Below are 20133 nucleotides of genomic sequence, written 5' to 3' on the forward strand. Positions count from 1 at the left end.
AGATCCGGCGGCCGGTCAGATCAACATCAAGGTCCCGAAGGGGGATCCCAGCAGGGGCGGCCTGCCGGGCAGGCGCTCCTCGTAGAGGCCCGCCAGGCCCACATCGGCGTGGTACAGACTCTTCGGGGGCAGGGAGAGGCCGCGGAAGCAGACCAGGGCGGACAGGTTGGCGGCGAGGGCGGCCTCGTCGCCGGCCTTGATCTGGGCCGTGCTGAAGGCGCGGGAGGCGGCCTTGTGGTGCCGGAGCCGCTTGCGGATCCGCTCGAAGAGCACGGCGTAGTCCTCCAGGGGCATGGGCGCCCCCAGGCGCTCCAGGCGATCGAGGGTGGCGAAGGCGTGTAGCAGCACCTGGACCGAGACGCGGGTGGGGGAATCGTCGCCGCGGAACCGGGCGTGGATGGCGGCAAAGGCCTGCAGGGGGCCCTGGAGCCGCGCCTTGGTGAAGCCCGCGGCATGGGCCAGGTGGGTGCCGAAGATCAGGGAGGTGCCCCGGTCGCCCAGGTCGTAGGGGGCGGTCGTCGCGGCCTCCATCACGGCTTCGAGGCCCTGGCGGACGAAGCGGTCCATGAGGATGCCCGGCGCGAAGTTGCGGACGCGGGCCCCGTGGGCGAGGACCAGGGCCAGGCGGAAGAACTGGCCGTCCCGGATGCGGATGTCCTGCAGCAGCTCCGTCTGGATGCGGTGGACGGCCTCGAAGAGGCGGATCCGCTGCTCGGCCTGTTCCTCATCGTCGGATCGGCCGCCGTCGACCAGGAAGAGGTCCGCCGCATAGGGCAGGCGCCAGCCGGAGGCGGCCACGGTGGGGGGCAGCACGGCGCGCATGCGATGCGTCGCGGCGTTCAGGCGCTCGCGGTTGCACCAGAGGTAGGCCCGCTTGGGTTCGTCCCGCGAGGCCCGCAGGAGGCGCACGAGGAAGGCGATCTTGGCGCGGAGGGGCTGCAGGTCGGCCAGGGTGGGCACCCGGTCGAAGGCTTCCAGCAGGTCCTCGTACTCGCTGACGACGGCGGAGGGCCGGTCGCCGGCGGCCATGCGGTCCACGAGAAAGGAGAGGAGCCCCGAGGGATCCTCCTTGAAGTGGGCGTAGCTTCCGCCCCGGAGGCTGGAGCCGAAGGCGGTCTGGAGGGAGGCGTCGAGCAGCTCCATCACGGGGGCCTCGGGCAGGGCGGCCTCGCCGGCGGCCGTGAGCCGGAAATACCCCTCGCCCTCCACCTGGGTGCCCGGAGCAGCCTGCTTCTGGGCCTGGTCGATCTCCCGGTCCGTGGTGGCCAGGCGATCCAGGCACTCGCGCCCTTCCACCTGCAGGTAGTCCAGGATGCGCTCCAGGTTCGGCAGCACATCCTGGGAACCCTTCACGCCCCGCACCTGGAGCTTCAGGAGCTCCAGCAGGTCGACGAGCTGGACGGCATCGGGGTCGTCCGGTCTCGGCCCGGCCGGGGCGCCCATGGGGAACAGGCCCGCCAGGCGGGACTTGGGTGCCAGGCGCCGCTGGAGGCGATCCGCGCAGCCCTTGGCCTCGACGATCTGCCGGTGGGTCTCCTGCAGGGCCTCGTACCGGCCCTCCAGGCTGGCCTGCAGGGGACGCTGGTCCTTCTGGATGAGCCCCTGGGCGAGGAGGTCGGCCAATCCCTCGCGGCCGATGGCGTCCAGGCGCAGCGTTTCGGCGGCGACCAGCAGCTTGAGGCGATCGAGCGTGAGAGGGGGCGTTTCCATGGGCGGTCGGGCAACTTCCATGCAGGCGGGCAGGTGGGTGGGTACCCACAAGTCATCGGTTCTGAGGCGGGGTCACCCAAGAATAGGATGGCTTGGCTTTCCCGACACCAAAAGGGGCACCGTTTCCGGTGCCCCTTCGGCTGGATGGGAGATCGGCCTGGCGGGAGGCCTGACCCTACCCGTTCGTCTTGACGAACTGTTCCATGAAGTCCACGAGGGTCTTCACATGATCCACGGTGACGGCGTTGTAGGTGCTGACGCGGATGCCGCCGATGTCGCGGTAGCCCTTGAGGCCCACCATGCCGGCCTTCTTGGCCTCCTTCACGAACTGGTCGTCCAGCTCGGGGGTGGGCAGGAAGAAGTCCACATTCATGACGCTACGGTGGGCCTTCTCGGTGACGAAGCCCTTGTAGAAGCCGCTGTGCTTGTCGACACAGCCGTAGAGCAGCTCGGCCTTCTTCTTGTTGCTGGCCTCGATGGCCTTCAGGCCGCCGATGCTCTTGTTGTAGGCCAGGACATTCCGCAGGATGTAGATGCCGAAAGTCGGCGGGGTGTTGTAGAGCGAGTTCTTCTCGGCGTGGATCTTGTAGCGCAGGTAGCTGGGCAGGTCCTGGGCCTCGCACATCTCGAGGAAGTCCTCGCGGATGATGGTGAGGGTCACGCCGCTGGGGCCGAGGTTCTTCTGGGCGCCGCCGTAGATGAGGCCGAAGGGGCTCACATCAAAGGGACGCCACATGAAATCCGAGCTCATGTCGCAGATGTAGGGCACATGGCCGACCTTGGGGAACTCGTGCCACTGGGTGCCTTCCACCGTGTTGTTGGAGGTGAAGTGCACGAAGGCGCTGTCCGGGCCCACCTTGATCTCGTCGGCGTGGGGCAGGCGGCTGAACTTCTGCTCCTTGGTGCTGGCGGCCACGCGCACGCGGTCGCCGGCCACGAGCTTGGCCTCCTTGGTGGCCTTCTCCGCCCAGTTGCCGGTGACGATGTAGTCGGCCTTCTTGTCGTTGCGGAGCAGGTTCAGCGGGATCATGCCGAAGCTGAGGTGGGCGCCGCCCTGGAGCAGCAGCACCTTGTAGTTGGAGGGCAGGCCCATCAGCTCCTTGGTGAGGGCGATGGCCTCCTCGTGCACCGCATCGTACTCCTTCGAGCGGTGGCTGACCTCCATGACGGACATGCCCGTGCCGGCGAAGTCCAGCAGCTCTTCCTGGGCACGCTCGAGGGCGGGCAGCGGCAGGCCCGCCGGGCCAGCGTAGAAGTTGATCACGCGATGGGTCATGAAAGCTCCTTTTACGCTTTGAAATCCTGAAGAATCTGAACCACCTCGTCGCCGATGCGGCCGAGGTTCTCCTTGGAGCTGGCGCCCAGGTGCGGGGCCATGAAGACATTGGGGGCGGTGAGCAGGGGGCAGTCCGCGGGCGGCGGGTCGCTGGGCCACACATCGGTGCCGTAGGCGCGGAGCTTCCCGCTCTGCAGGGCGGCGGCGAGGTCGGCCTCGACCACGCACTTGCCGCGGCCGGTGTTGATGAGGATGGCGCCATCCTTCATCTTGGCGAGGAAGGCGGCGTTGATCATGCCCTTGGTGTCATCGGTCAGGGGCGTGTGCAGGCTGACGACATCGGCCTTGGCGGCCAGCTCGTCCAGGCTCACCATGCGGGCGAGGGGGTGCTCCTTGAGGAAGGGATCAAAGGCGATCACCTCCATGCCGAAGGCCTGGGCGCGCTTGGCGACCTCGGTGGCGATGTTTCCGGCGCCGATGAGGCCCAGCGTCTTCTTGAAGAGCTCGGTGCGCTTCAGCTCGCTCTTGAGGAACTTGCCCTCCTTCATGGAGGTGTGGGCCTCGATCAGGCGGGCAGGGATGGCCACCATGAAGGCCATGGCCATCTCTGCCACGGCCACGCTGCTGGCCCTCGGGGTGTTGACGGCCCGGATGCCCTTCTCGGCGCAGAGTTTCTTGTCCACATTGTCCATGCCCACGCCGCCGCGGATGACGAGCTTGAGGCTGGGGGCCTGGGCGAGAAGGTCGGCGTTCACCTTGGTCTTGGAACGGACGAGCAGGACATGGGCCTGCCCCAGGGCGGCCATGTCGGAACTGACCTGCCCGAAGGGGGACAGGCGCTCGGGGAGCTTGGCGTCAAAGGCGTCGGCGATGAGGATCTGCATGGGGTCTCCCTTTAACCTTCGTACATCCGGACCAGCAGTCCGGAGCGCAGCTTGGGTTCGAACCAGGTGGACTTGGGGGGCATGACTTCGCCGGCATCGGCGACGCTCATGAGCTGGGTGAGCGAGGTCGGATACACGGAGAAAGCCACGGCGCAGCCTTCCTTCACGCGGCGCTCCAGCTCGTCCATGCCGCGGATGCCGCCCACGAAGTCGATGCGGGTGTTGGTGCGGGGATCGTCGATGCCGAGGATCGGGTTGAGCAGGTTCTCCTGGAGGATGCTCACATCGAGGCCGCGGACGGGGTCGGCGGCGGGGAAGCTGCCGGGCTTGGCCTTCAGCTCGTACCAGGTGCCGCCCAGGTACATCCCGAAGGTGGTGGGGGCCTGGGGGGCGCGGTGGGCGGAGACGGCCACCTCGAACTTGTCCTTCACCTGGGCGAGGAAGGCGTCCTGGCTCAGGCCGTTCAGATCCTTCACCACGCGGTTGTAGTCCATGATCTTGAGCTGGTCGTGGGGGAAGACCACGGCCATGAAGCTCTCGAAGGGCTCGTCCCCGGTGGCGCTGGCGCCCGCGGCGGCCCGGCGGGCCTGGGCGTAGCGGATGGCCGCGGCGGTGCGGTGGTGGCCGTCGGCGATGTAGAGGGCGGGCACGCCGTTGAAGAGGTTCACCAGCTCGTAGACCACGGTCTCGCCGGAGACGACCCACACGGTGTGGCCGATGCCGTCGGGCGTGACCACATCGTAGACCGGCGGCTGCTTCCGGATGTCGTTGACGATGTGATCAATGTAGGGCACAGCCTTGTAGGTGAGGAACACGGGCTCGGCGTTGGCGCCCTGCTCGGTGACATGGCGGGTGCGGTCATCCTCCTTGTCCTTGCGCGTGAACTCGTGACGCTTGATGGTGCCGTTCTCGTACTCCGCCACGGAGCAGAGGCCCACCAGGCCCGCCTGGACATGGTCGCCCATGCGCTGCTGATAGACATAGAGGCAGGGCGTGTTCTCCTGGAACAGGGTGCCGTTCTCGATCAGGCCGCGGAGGTTGGCCACGCCCTTGGCGTAGACCTCGTCGGCATGGATGTCGATGCCCGCGGGCAGGTCGATCTCGGGGCGGCCCACATGGAGGAAGGAGTGGGGGTTGCCCTTGGCCAGCTCGGCGGCCTCCTGCGTGTTCACCACATCGTAGGGTACGGCGGCCACCTGGGCGGCGAGTTCAGGCCGGGGGCGGTGGGCGCGGAACGGCTTCAGCTGGGACATGGGCACCTGCCTGGGAAGGGGGCCCCCGTGGGGCCGCACACGCGCCATTATTCCCCGGCAGGTGCCCTTTGGGTGGCCCAGTTCACCCCTCTTTTGACGAAAGTCCCATCCTTGCCCCCGGGCGGGCCCAAACCGTCAAACTCATGGGCCTTCCGCAGACGGGTCAGACCTCGTCGGACGCGGGTCTCCGCTGGTCGGTGATCAGGGCGGCGTTCATCAGGAGCTCGGTCAGGGGGAGGTCGATGGTCCGCTCCACCCGGCAGGTCTCCACGAATTCGATGTCCGGGCGGTCCCAGCACAGGATCTCGTAGGCGGCGGGGAGGCTCTCCTGGTCCTGGAAGGCGGCGTGGATGAGCTCGCCCCGCTTGAGGTAGAGCAGCCCCATGCCTGCCCCGGACTTCACGGTGAGGGTGCAGGACTTCTGCTCCCAGTTGAGGAGCTGGAGGATGCTGTTGAGGCTGATGCCCCGGATCATGCCCGCGGGCTCGAACTGGGCCGCGGCGCGGATGGCGTCCATGAGGATGGTGAGGCGCGGGGGCTTGGTGAGGATGCGGACGGCTCCGAGCTGCAGGGGGGTGTTCAGGTGCTGGGTCGCATCCAGGCCGGTCATGACGATGACGGGCACCTGGGGGTAGAAGCGGCTCACCTTGGCGATGAGGTTGAAGCCGTCCATCACCGGCATGTTCAGATCCGTGACCAGCACATTCACCGCTTCCTGGCGCAGCACATCCAGGGCCTGGGCCCCGTTCTGGGCCATGAGGATCCGGAAGCCCTGGAGGCCCTTCAGGCCGGCGCGGTAGAGGCTCAGGGTGGCGCGGTCATCCTCCACCACCAGCAGCGTCTTGGCGGGGAGCTCGGGCTGGGGCAGGGGGCGGGGGCGGGCAGGCAGGTTCATGGGGTCCATGGTCGATTATCGTCAGCGGGCTTCGCCCTTGGGAATTTTGCGCGCCGGGGCGGGCTCCTTCGCCAGGGCGGCCTGGGCCTCGGCGGCGTCCCGGGGGTGCCGGGCCTCCCAGTCCACCACCCAGGGGGGCAGCTCGGCGTCCTCGTAGTCGCGGAGCTTCCGGTGCCAGCTCACGAGGGTCTGCACCACGGCCTCGTGGATGTTCTCGGCCTTGGGGGGGATGTGCCCCTCCCAGATGGGCTCGTGGAAGTACTTCCGCAGGGTGGCCTCCGCGGGCTTGCCCCACACGGCGTAAGTGCGGTCTTCCGGGCCGCCGATGGGCTTCTGGTTCAGGTTTTCGCCGTAGAGGTAGTAGAACACCGCGTCCCCGTCGCTCCAGTGGCGCAGCACGCCGAAGGCGCCCTTCAGGAGGTGGTCCTGGAGGGCCAGGTCCAGGGGCTTGTCCGTGCGGAAGTCCCAGGGCCCCACATGGGCGTGGGCCACGCTGGGGTAGCCCACTTCGGTGATCATGACGGGGCGCTGGAACCGCGCCGTGAGGGTGCGGGCCTTGTAGACGACCCACCACCAGGCGTCGCGGATCTGGTCGGCGCTGGGGTAGTCGTCGTACTTGGCGATGGGGTCGTAGGTGTTGATGCCGATGACATCGAGGCAGTCGCCGAAGGTGAAGCTGTCATGGCTGTCGAAGTTCACGCTGTAGACCAGCTTGCCCTTGAAGACCGTGCGCACCTCGGCGGCCAGGCGCCGCCACTGGTCGGGGAAGGGGTGGGTGGAGGCCATCTCCGTGCCCAGCGAATACCACTCCACGCCGCCTTCCTGGGCGAGGGCGGCCAGACGCAGGTTGAAGTCCGCGTAGTTCCGCCACCACAGGTCCCAGTCCGAGGGCTGGATGTTGCCCCGCCACCAGTCGGCGTTGTCGGCCTCGTCCCGCAGGTTGATGGTGGGGAAGAACATCATGCGCAGGCCGCGGACCTTGGCCTGCCGGAAGGTGCGGCGCAGGCTCTCTTCCGTGGGGCTGGAGGTGGGGTGGCGGCGGATCTCGGTGCTGTGGCCCGTGTCCATGCGGTAGATGGCCTGAAGGCTCACGCAGGTGGCGCCGGTGGCGGCGATGCGGTCGAGTTCCTCGGCGTAGTCGTAGTCCGGCACGCCGGCGTAGAGCCCCAGCACCATGCCCCGCGGCTGGGGTACCAGGGCCTTCCGCTGCGTGCGGTGCACGAGCAGCAGGGTAAGGGGGAGGCCCAGGAGGGCCAGGAGGACGAGGATGCGGCGGGTCATGCGGACGGGCTCCAGGGTTCAGCCTAGCGGCTGAATCCCGCGGAACCTAGATCCGTTCGACCCGGACCTGCACGATGCGGGTGCCGTCCATGCGGAGAACGGTGAGGCGGGCGCCCTCGACCTCCACGGACTCCTGGGGCCGGGGCACGCGGCCCAGGCGGGCCAGGACGAGACCGGCCAGGGTGTCGAAGCCGTCCCGCTCCCAGGTCATGTCGAGGCGCTGGGCCACATCGTCCACATGGGCGTGGCCGGAGACGAGATAAACGCCGGGGGCCTGCTCCACCAGACCCACCGGGGCCTCGTGCTCGTCCTGGATCTCGCCGAAGACCTCTTCCAGCAGGTCCTCCATGGTGACGAGCCCCGACACGCCGCCGAACTCGTCCACGACCAGGGCCAGCTGGGTGCGGGCGCGCTGGAGGTCGCGGAGGAGGTCCGCCACGGGCTTGCTCTCCGGCACGAAGTGGGGCGGTTTCATCAGCGTGGCCAGGGCGGGCTTGGCGCCATCCGGCAGCTGCATGAGGTCCTTGAGGAGCAGCACGCCGCGGATGTGGTCGATGCCGCCTTCATAGAGCGGCAGGCGGGAGTGGCGGCTGCTGGTGAAGGCCTTCCAGGCCTCCTCGACGCTGGCCTCCAGGGGCAGGGCGACGATGCGGGTGCGGGGCATCATGACCTCGCGCACCAGCGTGTCCCCGAAGGTGACGACATTGCGGATGAGCTCGCGGTCCTCGGCCTCCAGGATGCCCTCGGCCTCGCCTTCCTCCAGCAGGGCCGTGACGGCCTCTTCGGTGGCTTCTTCGGGTTCGGATTCCTTCACCCGTTCCTGGGTGCGCCGCTCGATGAGCCGGACCACGGGATCCACGAGGACCGCCAGCAGCGGCTGCACCGGGGCATACAGGGGGAAGAGGCGGGTCAGCCAGTCGGCCGCGTCGCGGGAGGTGAGGAGGACCGGCAGGGCCAGATCGAGCGTCCAGAGGGCCGCCAGCACCAGGACGCCCAGGGTCCAGGCCCCGCCGGGCAGGGCGAGGTGGAAGGGCCAGAGCAGGCCCAGGAGGATCAGCAGCAGCACCTGGTTCCAGAACTCGAGGCCCATGCCCAGGGTGCGGGGCCGCTCCAGGAGCGTGGCGAGGCGCGGATCTTCGACGCTGCCCTCCTCCAGCAGGCGCCGCCGTTGGACGGAGGGCATGGTATGGAAGGCCGAGAGCAGGGCCATCGTCGCGCCGCGGTAGGTCAGGACCACCAGTGCGGCGAGCAGGAGCCAGGATGGGGGGGCATTGCTGCCTAAATCAGCCATTGTCAGGAACAGTCTAGCGGCTTTCCCGGGCGCGGATCTGCCGGGCCAGGTCGGCGCGGGCCTCGGGGCCGAGCTTCAGCCGGAGGCGGTCGGCCTCGCGGAAGTATTCCTCGGGGTCGCGGCAGAGGCCATCCGGCGTGGGGGGCAGGCCCTTGCGGGCCCGGGCGGCGTTCAGGAACGCGTAGGGCTCCTTGGCCAGCTCCGGGCTCTGCAGGAAGTGGCGGAAGGTCCACCAGCCGCCCAGCACGAACCAGAGGCCCAGTGCGGCTACGGCCCGGTGCTGGAGCAGGCGCATGCGGTCCGGCGTCCGGCGCACCTTCTGCCAGGCCACGCCGGCCCAGAGGTTCAGGCCGATGATGGCCGCGGTCATCAGGAGGGTGCCCGTCCAGCCGAGGCTGCCCCAGCCCCAGCCCGTGAGGGCGATGACGGCGGGTGCCAGCAGCACGCTGAAGATCAGGTTGAGGTGCAGCATGTAGAGCAGCAGCGATTCCCGGCTGGCGGCATCGATGGGGTTGGAGCCCTTCCAGCGGGGCCGGAGGAGATCCACGGCCCCCATGAGCGTGCCGCCCAGGAGGATCCAGCCGAGGCGGGCGGCCACGCTGGGTAGGGTCGTGTTCGAGAGGGCGCCCAGTTCGCTGTAGGTGAAGGCGCCGGAAGGGCTGTGGAGCAGCCACACGCCGTTCTGCTGGAGCCAGCGGCCGCCCCAGAGCCAGGCGTGCTGGGCGGAGGCCCCCCAGGCCAGCAGGAGGGCGCCGAGGATTCCGAGCCCCACGAGGTAGCGGGCTTCGCTCCAGCGGGCCTTTCCTTCGACGGGTTCGACCCGCAGGTGCCGGTAGAGGCCGCCGAGGAAGGCGCCGAAGGCCGGGAAGGCAAGCCAGGGGAAGAGCGGGAAGAGGGCCTGGACGCCGCGGTCGGGATTGCCGTTGAAGAGGCCGCGGATGGGGAGCCACAGGCCGTCGGCCACGCCGGTGGCCCAGAGGTGCGGCGAGATCACCGGCACGAAGACCGCGATGGCCAGGGCCAGTCCCGTGAACAGGCGGGGATTCCGGACCAGCCGCGCCAGGCCCTGGAGGATGAGCAGGGAGTAGACGATGCACTGGAGCACATCAATCTTGAACAGCTCCCGGGCCTTCTGCGCGGTGTTGAGCACCGTCCAGTCCGCCGCTGTGATGCCGGGGGCGTGCAGGGCGTAGGCGCAGAGGAGGATGAAGCCCAGGCGCCGCGCGGTGTCGGGCCAGAAGGGGCGCAGGGTGCCGTCGGTGCGGAAGGTGGAGATCGCCAGGCTGTAGCCCGCCGCCATGGTGAAGCTCGGAGCCACCAGGCCGTTCAGGTAGTTGAGCCAGTCCGGGCGGAGGCCGGACTGCAGCCAGACATTCACCACATGCACTTCGATCATCACGATCACCGCCCAGCCCCGCAGCTGGTCGATCCAGTCGCAGCGCTTGGAAGGGGTCAGGTCAGTCCAGATCGACATCGAAAAATCTCAAGGGAATGATCACCACGAAGACGCGAAGGCACGAAGAAAGGAAGCAGGCCTTCTCGCAAGCGGTTTCCGTGTCTTCGGGTCTTCGGAGTGAATCAGTTGCTTTTCCAGTAAAGGAGCCGGATCAGGCGTTCTGCTTCCGCATGACGCTGTGTTTCTTGCCGTAGAAGAAGTAGATGACGAAGCCCAGGGCGAGCCAGGCGATGAGGCGCCACCAGTTGGCCACGGGCAGGGAGAACATGAGCATGAGGCAGCTGAGCACGCCCATGACGGGGACGAAGGGCACCCAGGGGCAGCGGAAGGGCCGCTCGGCTTCAGGGTGCTTCTTGCGCATGATCAGGACGGCGGCGCAGACGATGACGAAGGCCAGCAGGGTGCCGATGTTGGCCAGGTGCAGCAGGGCGTCGATGGGCAGGAAGCCGGCCAGGATGCCCACGAAGCAGCCGACCAGCATGGTGGACTTCCAGGGCGTGCGGAACTTGGGGTGCACATCGCCGAAGGTGGCCTTGGGGAGCAGGCCGTCCCGGGCCATGGCCAGGAACACGCGGGGACCGCTCAGCATCATGACCAGCAGCACGGAGGTGATGCCGGCCACGCCCGCCGTGGCGATGAGCCCCTCGGCCCAGGGCATGCCGTTCTGGCGGAAGGCGATGGAGACCGGCGCGTTGATGTCCAGGTGGTCGAACTTGACCATGCCCGTGAGGACGGCCACCACGGCGATGTACAGGAAGGTGCAGACCACCAGGGACACGATGATGCCGATGGGCACATCGCGCTGAGGGTTCTTGGCCTCTTCCGCGTGGGTGGAGACCGAATCGAAGCCGATGTAGGCGAAGAAGATGATGGCCGCGCCGGCCATGGTGCCGATGGGCGCGCCGCCGCCGTCCACCTGGCCCGCCACATGGTGGCCGAAGAAGCTGATGCCGGTCCAGCCGAAGGGCGCGAAGGGGTGCCAGTTGGTGGTGTTGATGAAGAAGGCGCCCACCCCGATGACGAAGAGCACGGCGGCCACCTTGATGGCCACCATGACGCCGTTGAAGGTGGCGCTCTCCTGGATGCCCTTCACGAGGATCGCGGTGATGATGGCCACGATGATGAGGGCGGGCAGGTTCATCACGGCGCCCGTGGAGGCGAAGTGGCCCGTGGCGGGGTCGTATTTCCAGGGCGATTCGCTCACCAGCTTGGGGATGTGGATCCCGATGTTGCTGACGGCGCTCTGGAAGTAGGCGCTCCATCCGGTGGCGACCGCGGCGCTGGACACGCCGTATTCGAGGATGAGGTCCCAGCCGATGATCCAGGCGAACAGTTCGCCGAGCGTGGCGTAGGCATAGGTGTAGGCCGATCCCGCCACGGGCACCATGGCGGCGAATTCCGCGTAGCAGAGCGCCGCGAAGATGCAGGTGATGCCGGCGATGACATAGGAGACCATCAGCGAAGGGCCGGCGATGTTGTGGGCCGCGGCGCCCGTGGCCACGAAGATGCCCGCGCCGATGATGGCGCCCACGCCCAGCGCCGTGAGTTGCACGGGACCGAGGACGCGGCGGAGCCGGTTCTCGCCCTTGGCTTCCTCGAGGAGGAGGGCCAGGGGTTTGCGCGCGAAAAGCGGGGAATCGGGACGCGGGTCGTTCGACATGAACACAACTCCATGCAATCCGGGATCGGGGGCCCGGAAGGGGATTCCAGGAGGATGGGCCAGGGGGCTTCCGGCGATCCTAGCAGATCGAGCCTGGGAGCCAACGGATGCTGGCTATGATGCCCCATGCTCCCGGTCGGATTCCTCACCCGCCTCGTCCAGGCGCGGCGTTCCCTGCTCCTCTGCCGGGGGTGCCTCGGCCCGGTGGGAGCGGGCGCCGAGGCGGGCCTCTGCGCCCGCTGCTGGGGCGGCCTGGTCCCCCTGCCCGAAGGGCGCTGTCCGCGCTGCGCGCTGGTCCATGGAGCGGAGGCTTCTCACGGCGAGGATGCAGGGGCGGGCTGCCCCGAGGCGGTGGCCTGGGCCTTGGGGGACGCCCTCTGGGACTATCACGGCGGTCGCCCACCCCTGGGGGCCCTGCTCCTGCCGGGCATCAAGCAGGGCGAAGCCGGCTGGCGGAAGGCTCTGTTGAACCGCCTGCCGGGGGTGCCGCTACCGGCCTGGGCGGTGGAGGTGGATCGGGTGACCTCGGCGCCCAGCGCCCTTCCCCGCCGCCTGCTCCGCGGGTTCGATTTCGGGGCGGAGGCCGCTCAGGCCGTCGCGGCCCGCCTCGAACGGCCCTTCGAGCCCCTGCTCGCCAAAGGCTGGCGCAGCGGCCGCCAGGCCTCCCGGACGGAGAGCGAGCGGCGGCGGCTGCCGAAGCGGGCCATCACCCTGCGCCGGGGGGCCGCGCCGAGGGGGCGGGTGCTGCTGGTGGACGATGTCTGGACCACCGGCACCACCCTGCTGCGCTGCGCCCAGGCCCTGCTGGAAGGCGGGGCCGACGAGGTGCGCGTGCTGACGCTGTTCCGGGCGCTGTAGAGGGGCCGCCCATCCGCCTAATGGAGCGGCTGCCTCGCGGGTACGGGGCCCCTCGCCGCGCGCAGGTAGGAGGCCGGCCAGGGCACCTCCACGCCCAGCCTCTTGGCGGCGTGCAGGGGCCAGCGCGGGTCGCGGAGGAGCTCACGGCCCAGCAGCACGAGGTCGGCGGATTCCTGGGCGAGGATGGCCTCGGCCTGCTCGGGGTCGGTGATGAGGCCCACGGCGCCGGTGGGAAGGCCCGCCTCGGCGCGGATCCGGGCGGCGAAGGGCACCTGGTAGCCGGGGCCCAGGGGGATCTCGGCGCGGGGTACGAGGCCGCCGGAGGAGCAGTCCACCAGGTCCACCTCCAGGTCCCTGAGCTCCTTGGCAAGGGCCACGGACTGGTCGAGGTTCCAGCCGCCCTCCGCCCAATCCGTGGCGGAGATCCGCACGAAGAGGGGCAGCTCCTCGGGCAGGATGTTCCGCAAGGCACCCACCACCTCGCGGACCAGGCGCGTGCGGTTCTCGAAGGAGCCGCCGTAGGCATCGGTGCGGTGGTTCGACAGGGGCGACAGGAACTGGTGCAGCAGGTACCCATGGGCGGCGTGGACCTCGATCACCCGGAAGCCCGCGGCCACGGCGCGGCGCGCCGCGTCCATGAAGGCTTCGATGACGGCCAGGATCCCGGGCTCATCCAGGGCCGTGGGCACGGTCCAGCCCTCGTCGAAGGCCAGGGCGCTGGGGGCCACCGGCGTCCAGCCGCCGGCCGCGGCGGGGAGGCTGCCGCTACCCTTCCAGGGGGCCGGATTCGAGGCCTTGCGGCCGGCATGGGCGAGCTGGATGCCCGGCACGGCGCCCTGGGATTTGAGGAAGTGCGCGATGCGCGCGAGGACTTTGGCCTGCCCCTCGTTCCAGAGGCCGAGGTCGTCGGGGCTGATGCGGCCCTCGGGCACCACGGCGGCGGCCTCCGTCAGGACGAGCCCCGCGCCGCCCTGGGCCAATCCGCCCAGATGGACCAGGTGCCAGTCGTTGGCGAGGCCGTCCTGGGCCTGGTACTGGCACATGGGCGACACCGCGATGCGGTTGGGCAGCGTGACGCCGCGGAGGGTGAGGGGCTGGAATAGGCGTGGCATGGGGACTCCGACGAGAATGAGCGTACATGGAACGGGAGGGATCCGTGGACCCCTCCCGTTTGCGAAGGCTGGGACTACATGCGGAGGGCCTTCTTGACCTCGGCTTCCAGCACCCCCTCGCGGATCTCCGCCAGGTCGTAGCGGACCCGGGTCATGGGCTTGGTGACCTTCAGGACGCGGGTGAGGTCGATGGGCGTGCCGCTGAGGACCACATCGCAGGGGGTGGCCTCGATGGTGGCTTCGAGGTCCTTCACCTGCTGGTCGCCGTAGCCCATGGCGGGCAGGATGCCCTTGGCGTTGGGGTACTTCCGGTAGGTGGCCGCAAGGCTGGCCACGGCGTAGGGCGTGGGATCCACGATCTCGTGGGCGCCCGCGGCCTTGGCCGCCACCACGCCGGCGCCGTAGGACATGGAGCCGTGGGTGAGGGTGGGGCCATCTTCAATGACCAGGGCGCGCTTGCCCTTCACCATGTCGGGGCGGTCGCAGGTGACCGGGCTGTTGGCCCGGATGACGCGGGCCTTGGGATTCACGGCGGCGGCGTTCTGCTCGATGGCGGCGATATCCGCCTCCTTCGCGCTGTCGCACTTGTTGATGACGATGATGTGGGCCATGCGGAAGTTGGCTTCTCCGGGGTGGTAGGCCATCTCATGGCCCGACCGCAGGGGATCGGCGATGCAGATGTGGAGGTCGCTCTTGTAGAAGGGCAGGTCGTTGTTGCCGCCGTCCCAGAGGATCACATCCGCCTCCTTCTCGGCGCTGCGGATGATCTGTTCGTAGTCCACGCCCGCGTAGACCACGAAGCCGTTGTCGATGTGCGGCTCGTACTCCTCCCGCTCCTCGATGGTGCATTCGTGCTTGTCGAGATCGCCGTAGTCGGCGAAGCGCTGGCAGGCCTGCTTGGCCAGATCGCCGTAGGGCATGGGGTGGCGGATGGCGACGACCTTCTTGCCGAGCTTCTTGAGGATGTTGCTGATGTAGCGTGTGGTCTGGCTCTTGCCCGCTCCCGTGCGCACGGCCGTGATGCCGATGACGGGCTTGGTGGAGGTGATCATGGTCTTGTCGGCGCCGAGCAGCTCGAAGTCGACGCCGTGGGCGATGCAGAGGCTGGCCAGGTGCATGACCGTGGCGTGGGTGACATCGGAGTAGGAGAACACCGCCGCATCCGGCTTCTCGCGCTGGATCAGGGCCACCAGCTCGGATTCGTCGAAGATGGGGATGCCCTGGGGGTACAGCTTGCCGGCCAGCACGGCGGGGTAGCGGCGACCCGCGATGTCGGGGATCTGGGTAGCGGTGAAGGCCACCACCTGGTAGTCCGGATTGTCCCGGTAGACGGTATTGAAGTTGTGGAAGTCGCGTCCAGCGGCTCCCAGGATCACCACGCGTCGTGTCGCCATGACACCATGCCTCTCGGTCCAGCGGAGGGCCGACACGCTCGGGGGTGGCAGTCCTGGCCGTTCCGCGACTCAGGGAGGATAGCCACCTCGGGCGTGGCATGAGAACAGGGTTGTGGCTTGAATCACAGGTGTGGGAAGGGTCTATGCTTTTCCCATGCCCATTCCAGCCCCTCTCTCGGCCTTTTTCCGCCGCTGGCGACGCCTGATGGGGGTTCTGACAGGCATGTACGGGGCCTGGCTGCTGGTGGGCTTCCTCCTGGTGCCGGCCCTGGTGCGGCCCCGCATCGAACGGGAGGCGACCAGGGTCCTGAAGCGGCCCGTCACGGTGGCGAAGCTCCGCTTCAACCCCTTCACCTTCGGTGTCACGGTCGAAGGCGCGCGCGTCGCCGAACGGGGGGGCGGCGACTGGATCACCCTCCGGCGCCTCTTCGTGGACTACGATGTCTGGCGCCTGTTGAGCCACACCGTGGGGCTTTCCACGGTGGAGGTCGAAGGCCTGACCTTCAGGACCGCGCTGGACGCCCAGGGGCGCCTGAACTTCCAGGACCTGCTGGAAGATGACGGCAAGGCCGAGGAGGCCGCGCCTTCCAGCCCTTCCAAGTGGGTGCTGGAGGTCCGCCGCTTCCGGCTGCGGGAGGGCCGCGTCGAATTCAGCGACGGCTCCGCGTCGGCGCCCTTCCGGACCGTGGTGGGACCCATCGCGTTCACCCTGGAGGGGCTGCGGACCGAGGTGGGCAACCGCAGCGGCGTGGCGCTGGAGGCCTGGACCGAGGCCAAGGAGCATGTGGCCTGGAAGGGGGATCTGGGCTTCCAGCCTTTCACCTCCAGGGGCAGCCTCCTGCTGGAGAATCTCTCCCTCCCGAAGTACCGGCCCTATGAGCAGGAGCAGGTCTCCAGCGAGATCCGCAGCGGCACGGCGGCCGTGCGGGCGCAGTACCGCGTCGAGTGGGGCGGGGGCCACCGGGTGGTGGAGCTGTCGGAGCTGGGGCTCACCCTGAAGGATGTGAAGGTCGCCGAGCGGGGCGTCGCCCAGCCCGCCGTGGAGCTGCCCCTCCTGGACATCCGTGGCGGGAAGGCGGACCTGCTGGCGCCCTCGCTGGAGCTGGGGTCCATCACTGCGGAGGGGGGCGTGGTGCGGGTGCAGGTGGCGAAGGACGGGGGCCTCAACCTGGCCCGCCTGGTGGCGCCGCCCAAGCCCCGGACCAAGGATCCCGACGAGAAGCCCCTTCAATGGCGGGTCCACGACCTGGCCCTCAAGGGCTTCCGCGTGGGCTGGGAGGATCTGAGCCCCGCCCGCCCGGTCCAGGCGGAGGCCACGGACCTGAACCTGCACGGGCAGGATCTCTCGGCGGAACCCGCCGCCGCGAGCCCGATGTCGCTGGACCTGAAGCTCGGAGCCGGCTCCCTGAAGGCCGAGGGGCGCGTGACGCCCCTGAAGGGCACCGGGGACCTCCAGCTGAAGGCGGAGGGCCTGGATCTGGCACCCTGGGATCCCTACCTGGATTCGGCGCTGGACCTGCGCATCGCTTCGGGAAAGCTGGGGGCCGAGGGGCGCGTGCGCTTCGCCTTCGAAGGGCGCAAGACCGATGGCGTCACCTACCGGGGCGCCGCCTCGGTGCAGGGTTTCGAGGTTCGGGACGCGGCCCTGAATGAGCCCTTCCTGCGCTGGAAGCAGCTGCGCCTGGTGGGGGCGGACCTCCGCTCGGCGCCCCTGTCCGTGGCCATCCAGACCGTGGACTGGACGGATCCCGAAGGCCGCGTCGTGGTGCAGCCCGACGGCAGCACCAATGTGGCCCGGGCCCTGCGGCTGGCCCCGGAAGGCAAGCCTGCCGCCCCCACGGCCGCCGTCCTGCCCGCCACGCCCGCCGGTTCGCCGGACCTGACCATCGTGACCTTCGGCATCACGGGCGGCCGCCTCAGCTACATCGACCGCTCCGTGCAACCCAATGCGGCGCTGGTGCTCAGTGATCTGGAGGGGAGCTACCTGGGCCTCTCCAGCCGCCCCGATGTCTCGTCGAAGGTCGATTTCAAGGGCCGTGCCGGCGGGCTCGCGCCCATCACCATCACGGGCCACGCGATGCCCCTCCGCAGCGACCTGGACACCGATGTGACGCTGAAGATCCAGGGTGCCGACCTCACGGACTTCACTCCCTACACCGGCAAGTACCTGGGCTACACCGTGCAGAAGGGCAAGCTGGATGTGGACGCCCGGCTGCGCATCGACCACCGGAACCTGAAGGCCGACAACGCCGTGAAGCTGGATCAGTTCTACCTGGGCGAGAAGGTGCAGAGCCCCGATGCCACGGGCCTGCCCGTGAAGCTGGGCCTGGCCATCCTGCGGGACCGCAAGGGCGTCATCGCCTTCGACCTGCCCATCGAGGGCAACCTGGACGATCCCGATGTGAAGTACGGCAAGCTCGTGTGGAAGGCCGTCTTCAATCTGCTGGGGAAGATCGCCACCTCACCCTTCACCTTGATCGGCAAGCTCTTCGGCAGCGATGCGGGGGACCTCAGCAGCCTGGCCTTCGCGCCGGGCTCCAGCGCCCTGGAGGCGGCCGCGACGCCCAAGCTGCAGGCCCTGGCCAAGGCGCTGCACGAGCGGCCGGAGCTGCGCCTGGAGGCCGAGGGCGCGGCGGACCCCGACCAGGACGGGGCGGCCCTGCGCAAGGCCAGTCTGGAGGCGCTCCTGCAGCGGACGCGGGCCAGGGCGCTGAAGCAGGTCGAGCCGGGGCCCATGCCCGCGGCCGAGCGCGAGCGCTGGCTCAAGGCCGCCTACGAGGGGGCCTTCCCGCCGGCCAAGGATGTCAAGCCGACCCCGCCACCTCCGCCCCCCGCGGAGATGGAACAGCGCCTGCTCTCGGCCCAGGGGGTGGATCCTTCGGACCTCATCCACTTGGCCGACGCCCGCGGGAAGGCGGTCATCGCCTGGCTCCAGGACACGGCGAAGGCCGATCCCGCCCGGATCTTCCCCGTGCGGACCGGCCAGGCCAAAGGCGCGGCCGTGGTCTTCACCCTCAAATAGCCGCGCCCGCCGCCCAGGCTTCGGTGCCCTCGACCAGATCGGGGACGCCCGGGCCGAACCGCGCGGCGCCGAGCCAGTGGAGCCCCGGCGGAAGATCCCTGGCCAGGCGGGCCGCCCGGGTCCGGTGGCCGGGTTCCAGCAGGGGGAAGGCCCCGGGGCAGGCCTCCTCCCGCACCTGGAGGGGCTCGGTCAGTTCCGGCAGCCAGCGGCGCAGCTCCTGGAACACGCCAGGCCAGGCCTCCAGCCTGGGGGACACCGGATGGGCGCCGCCGACATAGGTGCGGACCTGGAGCAGCCCCGGCACGCCGCGCGGATCGTCCGCCGCGAAGGAGACGGACCCCAGGAGACCCTGGCCCTCCGGGGGGTGCACGAGGAGCCCGAAGCCGCGCGCCCAACCGGCGCTGCTGCCGCCGGGAGGAAGGGCGTGGCGGCTGTGCCAGACGCGGAGGTTCAGGCGGGGGATCGCTTCGAGGAGGGCCGCGGACTCGGGCGCCACGGGCCTCAGCAGATCTGCGGCCACCTGGGTGGGAAGGGCCAGGAGGACGGCGTCCGCTTCCCAGCTCAGGCCATCTCCGTGGACCCGCCAGCGTCCCTCCGGTAGCAGCTCCAGGGCCCGGACGGCGCGGTTCGTCGTCACGCACCCGAGGCGGGCGGCCAGCGCCTGGGCCAGGGCGCCGGTTCCGCCTGCCGGAAGGTCCGTGCGCTCCGGGCCGGTCCGCAGGCCGCCCAGCAGGAGGCCCCCCTTTTCGTCCAGGCGCCGCAGCCGTGGGAGCGCATCCACGCTGAGGCGTTCGGGCGGGGCCGCGAGCACGCCGGCCACCAGCGCGGGCAACAGCTCCCGGGCGAAGCCCTCGCCCAGGCGGCGGGCGAAGAAGGTGTGCAAGCTCTCTTCCGTTCCGTCTCCAGGCGGGATGAGAGGTTCGGCCAGCAACCGCAGCTTCTCCCGGAACCTGAGCCCCGGCGCCCGCATCAGGCCCGTGAGCGAGGTTGGGCTGGGATGCCTGCGCCCCTCCTTGCCCAGCCAGCGGGGGCCCTTGGGTCCGGGGGGGCGCAGCTCGAGATCCAGATCGCGGAGCAGGCGCTCCAGGGCCCCGTTCCGGCCCACCCGGAGCGATTGCGGGCCCCGTTCCAGGAAGCCCGTCTCGCCCTGCGGCCCGGGCCAGGGCAGCGTCTGCGCCCAGCCGCCCACGGCGGATGAGGCCTCCCACACTTCGATGGCCCGGTCCGGCCGGCGCAGCTGCCAGGCGGCCAGCAGGCCCGAGAGGCCACCGCCGAGGACGAGGATGCGGGTCCGGGGGGCGTCCACGGGGCTCAGCCCTTCGGGCCTTCCGTGGGGCGTTCGCGCAGGCCGTGGACCTGCTCGAACAGGGCCTGGATCCGGGGGATATCCTGCTCCCGGTCACCGCTGGGCCTGAACAGGGGCATCAAGCGGATCACATGGTCGCGGTAGTCGAAACCCACGGGCAGGATGGGCACCCCCGCCTCGGAGGCGATCTGATAGAAGCCCGTCTTCCACTGGCTCACGCCCTTGCGGGTGCCCTCCGGCGCCAGGGCCAGCAGAAGGGCGGGGGCGGCCTCGAACGCCTTCACGCAGGCGCCGACCACGCCATGGCTGGCCCGGCGGTCCACGGGAATGCCGCCCAGCGACCGGAGCATCCGCCTGAACGGGGCCTTGAACAGCGCGTGCTTGCCGAGCCAGGACACGCGCAGGCCGGCCGCGAACATGAAGGCCACGCCCAGGGTGAAGTCCCAGTTCGAGGTGTGGGGGGCCACCACGGCCACGCACTTGGGGACCTCCGGGAACGCGCCCTCGATCCGCCAGCCCGCCAGCCGCAGGTAGGCCCGTCCAAGCGTCGGCCAGATCCGGCTCCGGGCCTGGCGGAGGACCTCGGGCGGGTGCGGACATTCCAGGGGCTGCTTCAACCGGTTCCTCGCGAGACGGGCCCCCAGATTAACCCGCATTCCCGCACAAACCCCGCGGGCGCCTTTCGGCGCCCGCGGGGTGCGATCTCCTCCAATTCACTTGGAGGCCACATAGGCC

Annotated in this window: 15 protein-coding genes; 2 read left to right on the forward strand and 13 right to left on the reverse strand. The window is 69.5% G+C overall.

What is annotated here, in order from left to right; all coding sequences use genetic code 11:
- Positions 1 to 15 precede the first annotated feature (15 nt).
- The 9 genes from QUD34_RS02685 to QUD34_RS02725 form a co-directional block, all read right to left on the reverse strand.
- Positions 16 to 1710, reverse strand: coding sequence for a hypothetical protein (locus QUD34_RS02685; RefSeq protein WP_286355051.1), 1695 nt, complete (start codon positions 1708 to 1710; stop codon positions 16 to 18).
- Between the two features lie 175 nt (positions 1711 to 1885).
- Positions 1886 to 2986, reverse strand: a complete 1101-nt coding sequence (gene serC / locus QUD34_RS02690) for a 3-phosphoserine/phosphohydroxythreonine transaminase (protein WP_286355052.1) — start codon at positions 2984 to 2986, stop codon at positions 1886 to 1888.
- An 11-nt stretch (positions 2987 to 2997) separates the two neighbouring features.
- Positions 2998 to 3870, reverse strand: a complete 873-nt coding sequence (locus QUD34_RS02695; RefSeq protein ID WP_286355053.1) for an NAD(P)-dependent oxidoreductase — start codon at positions 3868 to 3870, stop codon at positions 2998 to 3000.
- Between the two features lie 11 nt (positions 3871 to 3881).
- Positions 3882 to 5123, reverse strand: coding sequence for a DUF1015 domain-containing protein (locus tag QUD34_RS02700; RefSeq protein ID WP_286355054.1), 1242 nt, complete (start codon positions 5121 to 5123; stop codon positions 3882 to 3884).
- A 163-nt stretch (positions 5124 to 5286) separates the two neighbouring features.
- Positions 5287 to 6018 (reverse strand): response regulator, encoded by a 732-nt coding sequence (locus QUD34_RS02705; protein ID WP_286355055.1) that lies wholly within the window; start codon positions 6016 to 6018, stop codon positions 5287 to 5289.
- Positions 6019 to 6039: 21 nt separating this feature from the next.
- The gene (locus QUD34_RS02710; protein WP_286355056.1) at positions 6040 to 7299 is read right to left on the reverse strand and encodes a glycoside hydrolase family 113; all 1260 of its coding nucleotides are present in this window, start codon (positions 7297 to 7299) and stop codon (positions 6040 to 6042) included.
- Positions 7300 to 7345: 46 nt separating this feature from the next.
- Positions 7346 to 8536, reverse strand: coding sequence for a hemolysin family protein (locus QUD34_RS02715; RefSeq protein ID WP_286355057.1), 1191 nt, complete (start codon positions 8534 to 8536; stop codon positions 7346 to 7348).
- A 67-nt stretch (positions 8537 to 8603) separates the two neighbouring features.
- Complete coding sequence (locus tag QUD34_RS02720; RefSeq protein WP_286355058.1) at positions 8604 to 10064, reverse strand: heparan-alpha-glucosaminide N-acetyltransferase domain-containing protein; 1461 nt, start codon at positions 10062 to 10064, stop codon at positions 8604 to 8606.
- A 133-nt stretch (positions 10065 to 10197) separates the two neighbouring features.
- Positions 10198 to 11706: an amino acid permease gene (locus QUD34_RS02725; RefSeq protein WP_286355059.1), complete on the reverse strand. Its 1509-nt coding sequence runs from the start codon at positions 11704 to 11706 to the stop codon at positions 10198 to 10200.
- Positions 11707 to 11832: 126 nt separating this feature from the next.
- On the opposite strand from QUD34_RS02725, the gene QUD34_RS02730 reads away from it, so the two are divergent.
- The gene (locus tag QUD34_RS02730; RefSeq protein WP_286355060.1) at positions 11833 to 12564 is read left to right on the forward strand and encodes a ComF family protein; all 732 of its coding nucleotides are present in this window, start codon (positions 11833 to 11835) and stop codon (positions 12562 to 12564) included.
- Positions 12565 to 12581: 17 nt separating this feature from the next.
- On the opposite strand, the gene QUD34_RS02735 is transcribed toward QUD34_RS02730, so the two are convergent.
- Positions 12582 to 13676 carry an NADH:flavin oxidoreductase/NADH oxidase gene (locus QUD34_RS02735; RefSeq protein WP_286355061.1) on the reverse strand — a complete coding sequence of 365 codons (1095 nt, stop codon included), beginning with the start codon at positions 13674 to 13676 and terminating at the stop codon, positions 12582 to 12584.
- A gap of 74 nt (positions 13677 to 13750) precedes the next feature.
- Positions 13751 to 15070, reverse strand: coding sequence for a cyclic 2,3-diphosphoglycerate synthase (locus QUD34_RS02740; RefSeq protein WP_286355062.1), 1320 nt, complete (start codon positions 15068 to 15070; stop codon positions 13751 to 13753).
- Positions 15071 to 15224: 154 nt separating this feature from the next.
- Here QUD34_RS02740 and QUD34_RS02745 point away from each other — a divergent pair, with 154 nt between their 5' ends.
- Positions 15225 to 18092, forward strand: coding sequence for a DUF748 domain-containing protein (locus QUD34_RS02745; protein WP_445991595.1), 2868 nt, complete (start codon positions 15225 to 15227; stop codon positions 18090 to 18092).
- On the opposite strand, the gene QUD34_RS02750 is transcribed toward QUD34_RS02745, so the two are convergent.
- The gene (locus tag QUD34_RS02750; RefSeq protein WP_286355064.1) at positions 18085 to 19398 is read right to left on the reverse strand and encodes a protoporphyrinogen/coproporphyrinogen oxidase; all 1314 of its coding nucleotides are present in this window, start codon (positions 19396 to 19398) and stop codon (positions 18085 to 18087) included. The genes QUD34_RS02745 and QUD34_RS02750 overlap by 8 nt on opposite strands.
- Positions 19399 to 19403: 5 nt before the next feature.
- The gene (locus QUD34_RS02755; RefSeq protein WP_286355065.1) at positions 19404 to 20015 is read right to left on the reverse strand and encodes a lysophospholipid acyltransferase family protein; all 612 of its coding nucleotides are present in this window, start codon (positions 20013 to 20015) and stop codon (positions 19404 to 19406) included.
- Between the last annotated feature and the right edge of the window lie 118 nt (positions 20016 to 20133).

The organism is Geothrix oryzae, from assembly GCF_030295385.1.
Classification (GTDB): domain Bacteria; phylum Acidobacteriota; class Holophagae; order Holophagales; family Holophagaceae; genus Geothrix; species Geothrix oryzae.